Here is a 16,338-nt window from a genome sequence, read left to right on the forward strand (position 1 = left end):
GACTTCACCTACTTTCGTTTGTCGAACCCGCATAATCAATAAGAACAAGGGTGATATTATCTTCCCCGCCACGATCATTCGCCAATTGAATGAGACGTTGTCCCTTAGTTTCAAGCTGTTCATTTAACTGTAAAATTTGTTGCATATCAGCGATAGAAACTTTGTTAGATAATCCATCAGAGCAAAGAAGTAACTGATCATCTTCCTCAAGCACCAACGTTTTAACATCTAATCCGACTTTCTCTTCTGTTCCTAATGCTCTTAACAAAACATTCTTTTTGGGGTGATATTCTGCGTCTTCTTTTGAAATTTCACCATGTCTCACAAGTTCATTCACAAGTGAGTGATCTTCCGTCACAAGCGAGATTGCCCCCTCTGACACCATATAACAACGACTATCTCCTATATGACCTATTGTCACAAAATTTGGCGTACAAATCGCTATTATAAGTGTTGTTCCCATGCCATTACATTCTACATGTTGCTTAGAGTACTCATATATACGCTCATTAATAATCCCAACACTAGTATGTAACCACTCTTCTACTTTTTTCGGTTCATTCATATTATGCGTTTGCTTCCAATAATCATGGAATAATTGAATGGTCATCGAGCTAGCTACATCACCAGCTCGATGACCTCCCATTCCATCTGCTACTACCGCTAAAATATTTCCATCTAAATTGTGAAAAACTCCTGCACTATCTTCATTATGTTGACGAACTTTTCCTTTATCTGATAGAAACACGGCCTTCATCTCGTCACCTCGTCTCTTCTTTGCGCTCCTTCGCACGCAACTGACCGCAGGCTGCATCAATATCATGACCTTGTTCACGGCGAATTGTTACATTCACTCCACGATCTTTTAACGTTTTTTCAAATAAGAAAATTTGTTCACGTGGGGTACGTACATAATCACGTTCAGGTACGTAGTTTACCGGAATTAAGTTCACATGACATTTTACACCTTTTAAGAGCGCAGCAAGCTCTTCAGCATGCTCAACTTGGTCATTTTCGCCTCCAAATAGTCCATATTCAAAAGTAATACGACGCCCTGTTCTATTTACATAGTATTTAATAGCTTCCATTAAATCAGGTAGCTTATAAGCACGGTTAATCGGCATTAATTTTGAACGTAATTCTGAGTTTGGAGCATGCAATGAAATCGCAAAATTAATTTGTAAGTCTTCTTCAGCGAACTTATAAATTTTCGGGATAATTCCACTCGTCGAAACTGTCATATGTCTTGCACCAATATGAAGTCCTTTCTCATGGTTAATGATGCGTAAGAATCCCATTAAATTATCGTAGTTATCAAATGGTTCTCCAATTCCCATAACAACAAGAGAACTTACACGTTCTTCTGATTCATCAAGTGCACGCTGCACTTCTACTACTTGCGCTACAATTTCTCCAGCTTCTAGGTTTCGTTTTAAACCGCCAAGCGTCGAAGCACAGAACGTACAGCCAATACGGCAACCCACTTGCGTTGTTACACAAATGGAATTTCCATATTCATGTCGCATTAATACCGTTTCAATAGAATATCCATCATATAATTGGAATAAGAATTTAATTGTTCCATCCGAAGACGTTTGTTTTACTAACGTGTTTAAAGTAGTAATATCAAAGGAATTCGACAATTTATCACGCAATCCTTTAGAAAGGTTTGACATATCCTCATAATTTTTTACACGTTTTTTATATAACCAGTCAAAAATTTGTCCAGCACGGAATTTTGGTTCTCCTTGCTCCTTTAACCAATCTTGCATTTCATGAAGTTGTAAAGAGTAAATTGATGGTTTTTTCGTTTCTAAATTTTTCTTTTGTTTTCTCACAGTCGTTTCCACGATGCTACACCTTCTTCCTTAAACAAGCAATATAAAAGCCATCTGTTGCAAAATAATGCGGTAAAATTTGTAATTGACCTTTATCCATATACGGACTTAGCTTTTCTGGCATACGATCTTTTATCGTAGTATCCCACTCAAACTCAGGATGCTCTTGTAAAAATCGTGCTATTACTTGTTCATTTTCTATTTTTTCAATTGTACACGTACTATAAACAAGGCGACCACCTTGTTTTAATAACGGTGCGATTTTTTCTAGTATTGCAAGTTGAATCGTCGATAATCTTTCACTATCGCCTTTATCTTTACCTAACTTAATATCAGGCTTACGTCTAATTACACCAAATCCAGAACATGGGGCATCTACTAATATTTTATCAAACGTTTCATTTGCAAAGTGTTCTTGCACTTTTCGAGCATCTAATGCCTTTGTTTCGATATTTTCTAGACCGAGTCGCTCTGCTTGTTGTTTAATTAAACGTACTTTGTGTGCATGTAAATCAAGGGACATGACTTGACCAGTTCCTTTTAATCGCTCTGCAATATGCGTTGTTTTTCCGCCTGGAGCAGCACAGCTATCAAGAACTACATCTCCCTCATTCGGTCCCAAGGCACGTGCTACCAGCATAGAACTTTCATCTTGAATAGAAAGAAAACCTTTTTTAAACGCATCTGTGTGCGCTATATTCCCTTTTTCAATTTGAATTGCATCATCTGATAAATCGCCACGCTTCGCTTCTATACCTTCACTAGCCAATAATTTAATTGCTTCTTCTATTGTTATTTTATCAACATTTACACGCGCTGTTGGTACAGGTGGTAACATGTTAACTTCACAGATTTTCTCGGCTGTCTCTAAACCATATTCAGAGGCCCAATCTTGTACAAGCCACCTTGGATGACTTGTTGCAATCGCCAGACGTTCTACTGGATCCTTGATTTCATCTACAGAAGGTACACCTTCTCTTTGAATCGAACGTAATACACCGTTTACCATACCAGCAATTCCTTTATGCCCGCGACGCTTTGCAATCTCAACTGCTTCATGAATAGCCGCTCTTTCGGGCACTCGGTCTAAATAAATCATTTGATATAAAGATAAGCGAAGCAATACTCTTACCCACGCCTCAACCTTCTTTTTTAAAAAAGGCTGTAAATAATAATCTAATGTGTCACGACGTTGAATCGTTCCATATACAATTTCAGTTAATAAACCAATATCTTTTCTATCAATTGTACTTTTTTCAATTAGATTATTTAAAAGTAAGTTACTATATGCACCACTTTTTTCTACTTGAATTAAACCATCAAGAGCTAATTCACGAACATTTTGTCTCATGCATTTTCTCCTAACTTCGTTCCAATTTCAGGTTTTGTACCACGTAAAAATTGTGAACAACTCATACGCTTTTTACCAGAAGGTTGCAACTCAGTAATTTTAACACCTGTTTCATTGCCAGTTGCTACAACAAAACCATCTTCTTCGATCGCAATAATCGTACCTGCTTCAGCCGCTTCGGTTACGGGTACTTTTTCTCCCCACCATACTTTAACAACTTGTCCTGCTAAAGTTGTATAAGCAACTGGCCATGGATTCAATCCGCGAATGTGATTGTATACTTCTTCACCTGTTTTTGTCCAATCAATTTTCTCTTGCTCACGTTTTATATTATATGCAAACGTTACTTCTTCTTCGTTTTGTTTAATTGGTTCTAACTTACCTTGTATTAGTAAAGGTACTGTTTTAGATAGAAGATGTGCCCCTGCTTCGCTTAACTTATCAAATAATAAGCCTGTCGTTTCACGCTCTTCAATCTCCACTTCTACTTGCGTTAAGATATCTCCAGCATCCAATTTTTCTACCATATACATAATTGTAATACCTGTTTTTTCTTTCCCTTCCATAATTGCATAATGGATTGGTGCACCGCCACGAAGTTCAGGAAGTAAAGAAGCGTGGACGTTAATACATCCATACTTCGGTGCTTCTAAAATTTCATTTGGTACAATTTGACCAAACGCAGCTGTTACAATTAAATCTGGCTCTAATGCCAATACTTTTTCATATTCGTCTTTTTCACGAATTCTTAACGGCTGTAACACCGGAATACCATGTTTTTCTGCTTCAACTTTAACAGGTGTAGGTGTTAATACTTTTTTTCTACCTACCGGACGATCCGGTTGCGTCACAACACCTATTACATCATAGCCATCTTCAATAAGACGACGAAGCACCGGCACTGAAAAGTCCGGTGTTCCCATAAATACTACTTTTATCATTTAAAAACCGCTCCTTTTAACACCTATTCTAATTCGTTTTCCTCATAATATCTTGTCACTTTCGATGTAAATAACACACCATGTAAATGATCGATTTCATGTTGAATTGCACGCGCTAAAAACCCTTCTGCTTCTAGTAAAAATACTTTACCTCGGCGATTTTGCGCGCGTACTTTAATATAATCCGCACGTTCCACTTCACCATAAAGTCCCGGGAAGCTTAAACAGCCTTCGGGACCTACTTGTTCACCACGTTTTTCTAGTATCGATGGATTAATTAACTCGATTTTTCCCGTATCATCACCGATATCAACTACCGCCACTTGCAAGCTTACCCCGACTTGAGGCGCAGCTAAACCGACTCCGTCCGCAATTAACATTGTTTCATGCATATCTTTCAACAATTTCACTAACTTTTTATCAAAGTTAATTACTCTTTCACACGGTGCTTCTAACACTTCATTTGGATGCTTTACTATTTCTAAAACTGCCATATTTCCCTCCGCTACATTAACATTGTTGGATTAAAATCAATTGAGATTTGTAGCTCTTTTTGCATTTCTGCTTGATAATGTTCATTTACCATTTTGAGCACGTTCTTTAAGTTTGGTTCCCGTTTGTATTTTATCATGCATTGATAACGATATCTATCTTTTATCCTTGGAATTGCTGAAGCAACCGGTCCTAACACCATTGTTTGCTCTGTGCAGTGCGACCGTAAATGACCGACAATTTTTTCCGTCACTTGTACTGCTTTTAATAATTCCGGGTGAGATACCGTCACAAGTACAACATAGTAATAAGGTGGATATTGTCTCGTTCGTCTCATCAGCATTTCTTGGTCAAAAAACACATCATATTGTTGGTTCTTTGCTAACTCTATACTGTAATGTTCTGGCGTATACGTTTGAATTATAACTTCCCCGGGCAATTCATGTCTGCCTGCTCGTCCACTTACTTGCGTCAATAACTGATAAGTCTTTTCGCTCGCCCGAAAATCAGGTAAGTGAAGCATCGTATCTGCAGTTAAAACCCCAACAAGTGTTACTTTAGGAAAATCTAATCCTTTCGCAATCATTTGTGTTCCAAGTAATATATCTGCTTTTTCTTCCCCGAACGCCTTTAATAATTTTTCATGCATTCCTTTGCGACTTGTCGTATCTACATCCATCCGAATGACTCGTGCCTCTGGAAATAGTTTTGTAATTTCTTCTTCTACCTTTTGTGTACCTGTACCAAAGAAACGAATATATGTACTTTGACAAGCAGGACACGCATTCGGCATATTCTCTTCGTAACTACAATAATGACATTTTAAACGATGGTTCATTTTATGATATGTCAACGATATATCACAATGCGGACATTGTACAACGTACCCGCAATCCCGGCACATTACAAATGTAGAATGACCTCTTCTATTCAAAAAGAGCACCATTTGTTCTTTCTTTTCTAATCGATCTGCTATTTTTTCATGCAGTGCCTTCGAAAACATGGAACGATTTCCATCACGAAGTTCTTCACGCATATCAACAATTTCTACTGTTGGTAAAGCTTGTTCGTTCATACGCTTTTCCATCGTTAGTAATTCGTACACACCTTTTTTTGCTCTTGCAAACGATTCAAGTGTTGGTGTTGCACTACCAAGAACGATAGGACATTTATGATACTGTCCCCTCCACACAGCTACATCCCTTGCATGATACCTCGGATTATCTTCTTGCTTATAGCTCGATTCATGCTCCTCATCAATAATAATAATCCCTAAATTTTCAAAAGGAGCAAATACAGCTGAACGTGCACCAACTACAACTTTCACTTCTTTTCTTAAAATCTTACGCCATTCATCATATTTTTCTCCAACAGACAACGCACTATGAAGAACCGCAACTTGCGAGCCAAATCTACCTTTAAAACGATCTACCATCTGAGGCGTTAATGCAATTTCAGGAACAAGCACAATCGCTTCTTTTCCTTTCTCGAGCACCGCTGCTATAGATTGTAAATATACTTCTGTTTTTCCGCTTCCTGTAACACCATATAGTAAAAATGGATTGTAAGTTTCATTTGTAATTGATGATAAGATCGGTGCAATAACTTGCTGTTGTTCCTCCGTAAGCGGGAATGGTTTCGTTTGTTCAAAATCATCATCGTCATACGGATTTCGGTACACTTCCACATACTTTTCTGAGAGTAGCCCCTTTTTAACAAGAGCTTTAATCGGAGCCTCTGTTATTTGCAACTCTTCTGTTATCACTTTCAACGGCACGCTTTTATAATTTTCCACAAAATAATAGAGTACATCTTGTTGTTTTTTACTTTTCAGTTCAAATGCTGCTAATTCCAATTTATCTTCTGGCAATTCCGGTAGGACAACTCTTTGTTTCTTCTTTTGCACTTTATCTTTCACCTGATAAACAACTTCAATCGTACCATTTTTAATTTCTTGTTGAATAGTACGGTATAGATGTGGCTGCGTCTCAATCGCTTCCCAATCTATTGCTTCTTTGCCTTGAAATAAAAACGGTAGTTCAGGTGCTACTTCTTCTTGTTTACGAAGTTGAAGACGCTTTTTATACGTTGCTTTTATTGCTGTTGGAAGCATGACTTGAAAAGCTGAAATCATATAACATAACGTTTCACCTGTAAGCCAATATCCAAGCTTTAATAATTCCTCGTTTAGAACCGGCGTTACATCTAATATTTCATGGATTGTCTTTAACTTCTTGCTTTCTACTTCAGCCGAATCTTTGATCCCAATAATAAAACCTTGCAATTTCCTTGGGCCAAATGGAACTACTACACGCATGCCTGTCTGGACAATATCTTCCCATTTTTTAGGGATAATATAATCAAATGGTCGATCTGTCTGACGTGCAGGTACATCAACAATTACACTTGCAAATTTCATAGACGACCATCTTCTAACATCATTTCAATTTGCTTTAATATTTCACGAGCAACTTCTTTCTTCGTTAAAAGTGGTAACTCGATAATCTCTCCATCTTTTTTATACATTGTTACAATATTCGTATCTGTACCAAATCCAGCTCCTTGCGCTTTTACATCATTCGCAACAATCATATTTGCATTTTTTTCACGCAATTTTCTCGTTGCGTATTCTTCTACATTTGTCGTTTCAGCCGCAAAGCCGATAAGTAACTGTTGGTCTTTCTTTTCACCTAACGTTTTTAAAATATCTACTGTTCTCTCTAGTTCAATTACAGCATCACCATTTTTCTTTTTCATTTTATTATCATGAACATATTTCGGGCGATAATCTGCAACTGCTGCTGTTTTAATGACAACATCTACGTCTTGATAATGTTGAAGTACTGCCTCTAACATATCTTGTGCAGACTCCACTTGCACTGTTGTTACATGTACTGGTGGATTTAATGCTGTCGGTCCCGAAACGAGTATGACATCAGCACCTAAGTTCGCTGCCACTTCTGCAAGTGCATATCCCATTTTTCCAGAAGAAAAATTCGTCATAAAACGAACTGGATCAATCTTTTCACGAGTTGGACCAGCAGTTATTAATATCTTTTTTCCTTGCAATGGTTTTTTTTCTGAAAAGGCCTCTTCTAACCGTGCAATAATCGCTTCTGGTTCTTCTAATCTTCCCTTCGCTACATAACCACAAGCTAAAAAACCTTCTCCAGGCTCAATAAATGTATATCCTAACGTTTTTAACGTCATCATATTTTTGTGAACAATTTTATTTTCATACATATGCACATTCATAGCAGGTGCAATCCACACTGGGGCTGTAGTAGCTAACAAAGTAGTTGTAATCATATCATCTGCAATACCGTTAGCTAACTTTCCAATACAATTAGCTGTAGCAGGTGCAACAAGTACAACATCTGCCCAATCTGCTAAATCGATATGAGCAATAACAGCTGAGTCTTTCTCATCGAATGTATCTGTATATACATCATGGCGAGAAAGCGCTTGGAATGTAAGAGGTGTAACAAACTTCATTGCCGACTCACTCATCATTACTTTTACAATAGCACCAGCTTGTGTCAATTTACTCGTTAATGCAGCCCCTTTAAAGACTGCAATGCCTCCTGTTACACATAAAAGTATCTTTTTCCCTTTTAGCATATGGCTCGTCCTCTTTCTTTTTCAAACTTATAATACTGAAACAAAATTCTCAGCTCGTCAGTACCAATATTTCTTCCCTACCGTAAAAAAATAACAACCTACTTGTAAATAGGTTGTTACCGTTACATAGAAAATTATAAAGTCTATGTTTTAATTTGTCGAAAAGAAGGTCTTAATCAATTATTTTGCCTTCACTTGGTACATATTTTAATACTTCTGCATCGATTTCTTCTAATGATTTACCCACACATTTATGAGAAACAGGCTTTTCAATAACACAATTGTCCGCAAGTTGCATTTCACGTGCACGCTTTGCAGCTACTGTTACAAGTGTATATTTAGAATCGATTTTTGTTAATAATGAATCAATTGATGGATTTAACATAATTATAGACCCTCCGTCATTTCTTTATAATATTTTGCTACTCTTTCGCGGCGGCAATGTTCACCAACCACAATTGCTTTAATTCTTTCACAAGCTAATTCAACTTGATCGTTTTCTACAACATAGTCGTAAGCGTCCATCATTTCGATTTCTTCTTTCGCTACCGTTAAACGATTTTCAATAACATCTTCAGTTTCTGTACCACGGCCGACAATACGGTTCTTTAGTTCAGATAAACTTGGGGGTGCTAAGAAAATAAATACACCTTCTGGGAAAGCTTTCTTAACTTGAATTGCTCCTTGCACTTCAATTTCTAAGAATACATCTTTTCCTTCTTGTAATGTTTTTTCAACATAGTCAATCGGTGTTCCGTAATAATTACCTACGAACTCAGCCCACTCAAGTAATTTTTCATTACGAATCATTTCCTCAAATTCTTCTCTCTCTTTAAAGAAATAATCCACACCATCCACTTCACCTTCACGTGGCTTACGTGTCGTTACTGAAATGGAGTACTGAAAACGTGTATCCTCATGACTAAACAGCTCTTTTCGAACCGTTCCTTTACCAACCCCAGAAGGTCCTGAAAGAACGATGAGCAATCCTCTTCTACTTCTCATAAATATGTAAAACCTACCCTTCCTCACTTAAATCTTCTTTATTATTCAAACGATGTGCAATCGTCTCTGGCTGAATTGGACTTAATACAACATGCCCATCATCCATAACAATAACCGCCCTTGTTTTTCTCCCATACGTAGCATCAAGTAAAGCATTATGTTCGCGTGCTTCCTGTACTGTTCGTTTAATAGGAGCTGACTCCGGACTTACAATAGCAATAATTCGATGAGCAGATACAATATTTCCGTATCCAATATTTAAAAACCGCATGGCCATAGTTTGCGCCTCCTAGTAAGTCTATCCGATTTCTCCACCACGTATAACTTTATATATTTTTTGAAAGCTACTCAATATTTTGTACTTGTTCACGAATTTTTTCAAGGTTATTTTTCATTTCTACAACATATTTTGAAATTGTTAAGTCATTTGCCTTAGAACCAATCGTATTAATTTCTCTATGCATCTCTTGCACGATGAAATCCATTTTTCTTCCAACAGGTTCTTCAATCTGCAGTGTTTCACGAAATTGCTCTAAATGACTTTGCAAACGAACTAACTCTTCGTGAATATCACAACGTTCTGCAAAGATTGCGACTTCTGTTAACAATCTTTGTTCATCTAGATCTTGATTATGTAATTCTTTTAAGCGATTTTCTAATCGTTCACGATATTTTTGTGTAACAATCGGTGCATGCGGAATAACTGCATTTACACAATTGTGAATCTCTTGTAAACGATACGCTATATCTTTATGTAATCGTTCTCCTTCGCCATCTCTCATCATTTTTAACATATGAGCAGCTTGGTGAACAGCCTCATATAAACTGTTCTCAAATTGTTCATTTACATTTTCAGCTTCTTCAATCGCTGTTACTTCTGGCATTGTCATTAATTGCGCCAGTGTAATAGAATCTTGTAATTGAAATTTTCCTTTTATATCTTCCATAATTGATTGGTACTGCTCAAGAAGCGACCAATTCACACTTAATTTTCTTTCAACAAGCCCTTCACCCGTTATACTAATAGACACTTCAATGCGTCCACGTCGAACTTGCTGTGCAATTATTTTACGAATTTTGTCTTCAAATACCATCATTTGCTTCGGAAGTCGAATACTCATCTCTAGAAAACGGTGGTTCACTGATTTCATTTCTACTGTAATTTGAAAAGCATCATTTTCCACTTTTGACCTTCCAAATCCTGTCATACTACAAATCATTTTTATCACATCCAAGCCATGAAATAACTCAATGAAAAAGGTAATAGAGACAAGGCTCTACTACCTTCTGTAAATTATATCACATTTTCATATCATTGACTATTTCAAGTTTAATCCCTTCTTATATAATATTGGCTTTTCCTTTTTCCCTTTTTTCCCTGTTAATAAAGAACCTACTAATAAGAAGGTCGGAATTGATGACAAACCTCCAATTAACAACCAATCTCTTGCTTGTATTGGCATCGTGCTAAAAATCGGTTGTAACGGTGGGTAATATATAACGACGAGCATTAGTAGTAATGAAATGATAACCGCCCCTACTAAATACACATTTCCAAACGGATTGCGGTGAAAAACAGAATGCTCACTTCGGCAATCAAATACATGAATAAGCTGAGCAAGTACTAACGTTGCGAATGCTACAGTTTGTGCATATTTCAGCTCATTTGGATGTTGATTATATGCAATAATAAACGCCACTAACGTCACTGCTCCAATTAGAAAGCCACGGCTTAAAATTTTCCACGCAAGCCCTCTAGCAAATACCCCTTCTTTCGGATGACGCGGCGTCCTCTTCATCACGTCTCCTTCAGCTTTATCCAAACCTAGTGCCATCGCTGGTAAACCGTCTGTAACTAAGTTCACCCATAAAATTTGGATTGGAACCATCGGCAGCGGTAATGCAAGTAACATCGCAAATAACATGACTAAAATTTCTCCTACGTTCGATGCTAATAAATAACGAATAAACTTACGTATATTCTCGTATATATTTCTACCTTCTTTAATTGCCGATTTAATCGTAGCAAAATTATCGTCCAACAAAACAAGAGATGAAGCTTCTTTCGCAACGTCTGTCCCTGTAATTCCCATCGCTATTCCAATATCCGCTGTTTTTATAGCTGGAGCATCGTTCACTCCATCACCTGTCATCGCTACTATATGTCCTTTATTTTGCAACGCCTTAACAATTTTCAATTTATGTTCTGGTGATACACGAGCAAATACATACGTATCTTCTACAACATTTTCTAGTTCTTCTACATCCATATTTGCGAGTTCTACTCCTTCAACAACGCGTCCTCCTTGTGGTAAAACCCCTAATTGTTCCGCAATCGCCATTGCTGTAACTTTATGGTCACCTGTAATCATCACTGTTCGAATACCAGCTTCTCTGCACTCTTTTACAGCCTGCTCTACCTCTGGTCTTGGCGGATCAATCATACCTTGTATCCCAACTAACATAAAATCCTTTTCAACGTCTCTTTCATGTTCAATAGAGTCCGTTGCTTTTAATGGCTTAAATGCAACTGCAATTGTTCGCAGCGCTTGACTACCTAAACTATGAATAGCCGCCTGTACTTCTTTTCTATACAACTCACTTAGTGGTTGCTGCTTATCTCCCCATAAAATCGTTTGACTCATTTGCAGGAGGACATCTGGTGCTCCCTTCGTAACGACAAACTTTTTCCCTTCTCTATCTCGTACAATAACACTCATCATTTTCCGAGTTGAATCAAACGGAAATTCACGAATAATTTCAAATTTCCCTTTCAGTGCCTCACGCGTTATCCCCGCTTTCATTGCTGCAGCTACAAGTGCTCCCTCAGTTGGATCTCCATCTAATACATACGCCTTTTTCTTTTGAATAATATTTGCATTATTACATAGTGAACCAAATGTGAGTAGTTGATAAAGTGCTTTCGTCTTAGCTGGATTAACTTCTTTTTCACCTTTCAGAAAAGATCCATTAGGTTCATACCCTTGACCTGTCACTTTCCACAACTCTCCACCTGACCACATATGTGTTACCATCATTTTGTTTTGCGTCATCGTTCCTGTTTTATCAGAGCATATAACAGAAGCACAACCTAACGTTTCTACCGCTGGTAACTTTCTTACAATCGCTCTCTTTTTTATCATACGCTGTACACCAAGCGATAAAGCTACTGTAACAATTGCTGGCAACCCTTCTGGAATAGCAGCAACAGCTAGCGACACGCCAGCTAAAAACATATGATACACTTCATTTCCTTGATACACCCCGGCTAATACGACAAGCGCTGTCAAAACAAGAGCCACAATAATTAATATTTTTCCGAGTTGCTCTAATCTTCTTTGCAGTGGTGTTTCCATTTGCTCTGCATTTTGTAACATGTTTGCAATTTGGCCCATCGCTGTATTCATACCAGTTGCTACAACGACTCCTGCTCCAGAGCCTCGCGTAATCATCGTACCCATGAAAGCCATATTTTTTTGATCACCAATTGAAACATCTTGCACTTGCAATGCTTCTACCTTTTTCTGCACCGGTACGGACTCTCCTGTCAAAGCTGATTCTTCGATATATAAACTCGATGCCTCAACAAGACGTACATCAGCTCCAATACGATCGCCACTAGAAAATTTAATAACATCACCTAAAACGAGTGCTTTAGACGGTACCTTTACCCACTTTCCATTCCGCAGTACAGTAACTTGCGGGGCGGCTAGCTCTTTTAAAGCTTCTAATGACTTTTCAGCCTTTCTTTCTTGAAAAAAGCCAAGAATACCATTGATAATAACAATTGCTACAATCGCAATAGAATCAATGTATTCCCCTAAAAAAGCAGAAACTATTGTTGCACCAAACAAAACAAGTACCATAAAATCTTTAAATTGTGCCAAAAATACCATCAGCGCAGAAGGCCTTTTTGCTTCATCTAATTCATTTGTACCAAATTTTTTTATTCGCCCCTCTGCTTCTTTCTCTGTAAGTCCAACCTTCACATTCGTATTCGTTCTTTCTTCCACTTCATTTGCGCGCATTCCATACCAGTTCATCCCGCTATCGACCTCCTGATTCCAGACATACTCTATTGAAAGCTTATTCAGCCTCGTCCAAAAAAATGCTATAATTAACTTTTAGTTAGAAAGGAGTGTTCATTTATGGCATTCGATGGATTATTTACAAGAGCAATTACACATGAAATTGCAAATTCTCTTTACACGGGACGAATTTCCAAAATATACCAACCTTCAAAATACGAGATTTTATTACATATTCGAGCAAACGGAAAAAATCAAAAACTGATTCTTTCCGCTCATCCGACATATGCACGTTTACACTTAACAAATCAAAATTACGATTCACCTGCACTTCCGCCAATGTTTTGTATGCTTCTCCGTAAACATCTAGAAGGTGGATTCATTGAAAAAATTGAACAAATTGATTTAGAGCGTATTATTCAAATCACAGTTCGTAGCAGAAATGAAATTGGTGATGAATCGCTAAAAACATTAGTAATTGAAATAATGGGACGACATAGTAACATCATTTTAGTAGACACAAAAACAAATAATATTTTAGATAGCTTAAAACACGTTTCTTTAGCAGTAAACCGACATCGAACTGTATACGCTGGAGCTGAATATATTGCACCACCAGCACAACATAAGATTAACCCACTTCAGATTGGAACAAATGATGAATTTATTAGACCGCTAGACTTTCTATCTGGAAACATGGATAAACAGCTTGTTGGCACCTTTACGGGAATATCGCCGTTATTCGCAAAAGAGGTAGTGAAAAAGGCAGGTATGGTAAATGAAAAAGCATTAGCTGATGCATTTTTCTCCATACAAAAACCATTATTAACTCATACATATTCACCAACAATGACTACTTCAAATGGGAAAGAATTCTTTTATCTTTTCCCTCTTGCACACTTGCAAGGAGAAAACAAAACATTCTCATCTGTTAGTGAATTGCTAGACCGATTCTTTTTTGGAAAAGCAGAGCGCGACCGCGTAAAACAACAAGCTCATGATTTAGAACGCTTTATGCAAAACGAAAAAAATAAAAATGAGAAAAAACTCATTAAACTAGAAAAAACATTACAAGATGCCGGAAAAGCAGATAAATATCAACTATTTGGAGAATTACTTACAGCCAATATGTACGCTTTGAAAAAAGGGGATAAAGATATTGAAGTCGTTAACTATTACGACAAAAATAGCGGAACTGTAAAAATCACATTAGATCCTTTAAAAACACCATCTGACAATGCGCAACGTTATTTCCAAAAGTACCAAAAAGCGAAAAATTCAGTTGTTGTTGTAGAAGAACAAATCAAAAAAACAAATGAAGAAATTCTTTATTTTGATAGCTTACTTCAACAAATGGAAGCTGCTTCTTCAAAAGATATTGAAGAAATTCGTGAGGAATTAGCTGAAGAAGGTTATATGCGCAATCGTAAAACGAAAAACGCAAAGAAAAAGCCTACTAAACCAGTATTAGATAAATATGTAGCTAGTGATGGCACAGAAATTTTCGTCGGTAAAAACAACAAGCAAAATGATTATTTAACAACGAAATTTGCCCGACGTGATGAAATTTGGTTACATACGAAAGACATACCTGGTTCTCACGTTGTCATTCGTTCTTTAGAACCTGCTGAAGAAACTTTACTAGAAGCTGCCAAAATTGCTGCTTATTACAGTAAAGCAAAAGAGTCTAGCTCTGTACCTGTTGATTTCACCAAAATACGTCATGTGAAAAAACCGAGTGGTGCAAAACTTGGGTTTGTTACGTACGACAATCAGCAAACCGTATATGTAACACCGGATGTTGACACTGTAATGAAATTAAAAGCTTAAATACAAAAATGCGTTGCTAATAAGCAACGCATTTTTGTATTCGTTCAGACTAGTTCATATACCCATTCACTAATTCATAACATCTTTCTTTTGTCATCTTGTATTTCTCTTCTGAAGCTTCTATACGTCTCATCGTTCCGTTATTTGTATCAGTACCAATTGCTTTAACCTTACTTTCCTTTTCTTTAACCCACGCAATTTGTTTCGTTTTTAATGACTGAAATGCATCAGGGGACATCGTATTTTTTAATGTACTGTAAATTTCATTTAGTTTATTATCCCACAGTTCATAATTTCCTTCTATTTCATTTACTATGTCATTTGTTGACATGACATTTGTATGTTTTTCTTGGTTTTCTAGAGCCGCTAACTCATTTAAAACCTTATTTTTACCTACTGCTGACGAAGTTTCTTTTTTAGTCTGCTTCTCTTCTTTAGAAGTAGCATGCGTATTCATGCTATTTCCCTTAATGTTTTCGTGTTCTTGACTACTATTTTCTTTCGCTTCTTTTTCCTGTTTTTGCTCATCTAAATTATATGTAATAACCGATGTTTTTGCATCCACAGCTATTGATCTAGTATTTTCTTTAAAAATATATTTTTTGTCACCACTGTTTTCTTCTTTAACAAAATCGACATTCTTAAAGCCTCGAATCTTCAGAAACTCACTAGCTTCTTCCTTCGTAAGTTTTAAATCGCCCGGTGTATGTGCTGACCATTTATCTAGTAACCATCTTCCATCTCTATAAACGAAAATAAATTCCCATATCTCTGCTTCATTTCCCATATCATTTGAAGGTATAATAGTTTCAATCGTTAAATTTTTATCTTTCTGTGCATACGTTACTCTCATTTCTGGTTCAATATTAATAGGGAATGGCAACATATCTGTCTCTCTAGATCTATTAAATGTTTCAAGCGAATTAGGAAGCTGGTTCTCTACAAATTTTTCTGTAACTAATCCCTTAACTCCTTTTTTCGCTGTCGCCAAATCTCCAGGATTATTTCGACTCCATCCATTTTCTTTTTCCATCTCACTAAATGCATTTGCTATTGCATCTACACTCTTTCTTACAATCTTTTTCGCTTCTTTTTCTGTCACTTCTGGGGCTTCATCAAGCTGTTCAATCGTTTCATTTGCTTGAACTTTGATTTCACTTTTTTCACACCCTGTTACAACTAGCATACTAGCAGCGAAGCAAAATGACATGACTTTACTTAATTTCTTCATA

At 36.9% G+C, this 16,338-nt stretch carries 14 protein-coding genes; 1 reads left to right on the top strand and 13 read right to left on the bottom strand.

Annotation, left to right across the window (positions count from 1 at the left end; genetic code table 11):
• Nucleotides 1–4 precede the first annotated feature (4 nt).
• The 12 genes from DN390_RS09830 to DN390_RS09885 form a co-directional block, all read right to left on the bottom strand.
• Nucleotides 5–757: a Stp1/IreP family PP2C-type Ser/Thr phosphatase gene (locus tag DN390_RS09830; RefSeq protein WP_147807270.1), complete on the bottom strand. Its 753-nt coding sequence runs from the start codon at nucleotides 755–757 to the stop codon at nucleotides 5–7.
• 4 nt (nucleotides 758–761) lie between these two features.
• Nucleotides 762–1,850 (bottom strand): dual-specificity RNA methyltransferase RlmN, encoded by a 1,089-nt coding sequence (gene rlmN, locus DN390_RS09835; protein ID WP_001978968.1) that lies wholly within the window; start codon nucleotides 1,848–1,850, stop codon nucleotides 762–764.
• 4 nt (nucleotides 1,851–1,854) lie between these two features.
• The gene (gene rsmB / locus DN390_RS09840; RefSeq protein ID WP_147807271.1) at nucleotides 1,855–3,189 is read right to left on the bottom strand and encodes a 16S rRNA (cytosine(967)-C(5))-methyltransferase RsmB; all 1,335 of its coding nucleotides are present in this window, start codon (nucleotides 3,187–3,189) and stop codon (nucleotides 1,855–1,857) included.
• Complete coding sequence (gene fmt, locus DN390_RS09845; protein WP_060632008.1) at nucleotides 3,186–4,130, bottom strand: methionyl-tRNA formyltransferase; 945 nt, start codon at nucleotides 4,128–4,130, stop codon at nucleotides 3,186–3,188. The genes rsmB and fmt overlap by 4 nt, the downstream gene beginning before the upstream one ends.
• Nucleotides 4,131–4,153: 23 nt before the next feature.
• Nucleotides 4,154–4,624: a peptide deformylase gene (gene def, locus DN390_RS09850; RefSeq protein WP_060632009.1), complete on the bottom strand. Its 471-nt coding sequence runs from the start codon at nucleotides 4,622–4,624 to the stop codon at nucleotides 4,154–4,156.
• Nucleotides 4,625–4,635: 11 nt separating this feature from the next.
• A complete protein-coding gene (gene priA / locus DN390_RS09855) occupies nucleotides 4,636–7,041 on the bottom strand; it encodes a primosomal protein N' (RefSeq protein ID WP_147807272.1) in 2,406 nt (801 codons plus the stop codon).
• A complete protein-coding gene (gene coaBC / locus DN390_RS09860; RefSeq protein WP_147807273.1) occupies nucleotides 7,038–8,243 on the bottom strand; it encodes a bifunctional phosphopantothenoylcysteine decarboxylase/phosphopantothenate--cysteine ligase CoaBC in 1,206 nt (401 codons plus the stop codon). The genes priA and coaBC overlap by 4 nt, the downstream gene beginning before the upstream one ends.
• A gap of 172 nt (nucleotides 8,244–8,415) precedes the next feature.
• Nucleotides 8,416–8,628: a DNA-directed RNA polymerase subunit omega gene (rpoZ, locus tag DN390_RS09865; protein ID WP_060632012.1), complete on the bottom strand. Its 213-nt coding sequence runs from the start codon at nucleotides 8,626–8,628 to the stop codon at nucleotides 8,416–8,418.
• 2 nt (nucleotides 8,629–8,630) lie between these two features.
• Complete coding sequence (gene gmk / locus DN390_RS09870) at nucleotides 8,631–9,248, bottom strand: guanylate kinase (protein WP_001257740.1); 618 nt, start codon at nucleotides 9,246–9,248, stop codon at nucleotides 8,631–8,633.
• Nucleotides 9,249–9,261: 13 nt separating this feature from the next.
• Entirely contained in the window at nucleotides 9,262–9,525 is a 264-nt protein-coding gene (gene remA, locus DN390_RS09875) for an extracellular matrix/biofilm regulator RemA (protein WP_001251456.1), read from the bottom strand.
• Nucleotides 9,526–9,592: 67 nt separating this feature from the next.
• Nucleotides 9,593–10,468, bottom strand: coding sequence for a YicC/YloC family endoribonuclease (locus tag DN390_RS09880; protein WP_147807274.1), 876 nt, complete (start codon nucleotides 10,466–10,468; stop codon nucleotides 9,593–9,595).
• 99 nt (nucleotides 10,469–10,567) lie between these two features.
• The gene (locus DN390_RS09885; RefSeq protein WP_147807275.1) at nucleotides 10,568–13,291 is read right to left on the bottom strand and encodes a calcium-translocating P-type ATPase, SERCA-type; all 2,724 of its coding nucleotides are present in this window, start codon (nucleotides 13,289–13,291) and stop codon (nucleotides 10,568–10,570) included.
• A 105-nt stretch (nucleotides 13,292–13,396) separates the two neighbouring features.
• Here DN390_RS09885 and DN390_RS09890 point away from each other — a divergent pair, with 105 nt between their 5' ends.
• Complete coding sequence (locus DN390_RS09890; RefSeq protein WP_147807276.1) at nucleotides 13,397–15,106, top strand: Rqc2 family fibronectin-binding protein; 1,710 nt, start codon at nucleotides 13,397–13,399, stop codon at nucleotides 15,104–15,106.
• Between the two features lie 49 nt (nucleotides 15,107–15,155).
• On the opposite strand, the gene DN390_RS09895 is transcribed toward DN390_RS09890, so the two are convergent.
• Nucleotides 15,156–16,337: a lysozyme inhibitor LprI family protein gene (locus DN390_RS09895; protein ID WP_147807277.1), complete on the bottom strand. Its 1,182-nt coding sequence runs from the start codon at nucleotides 16,335–16,337 to the stop codon at nucleotides 15,156–15,158.
• Nucleotide 16,338: the final 1 nt, after the last annotated feature.

This window comes from Bacillus sp. SH7-1 (assembly GCF_008042405.1).
GTDB lineage: Bacteria > Bacillota > Bacilli > Bacillales > Bacillaceae_G > Bacillus_A > Bacillus_A thuringiensis_N.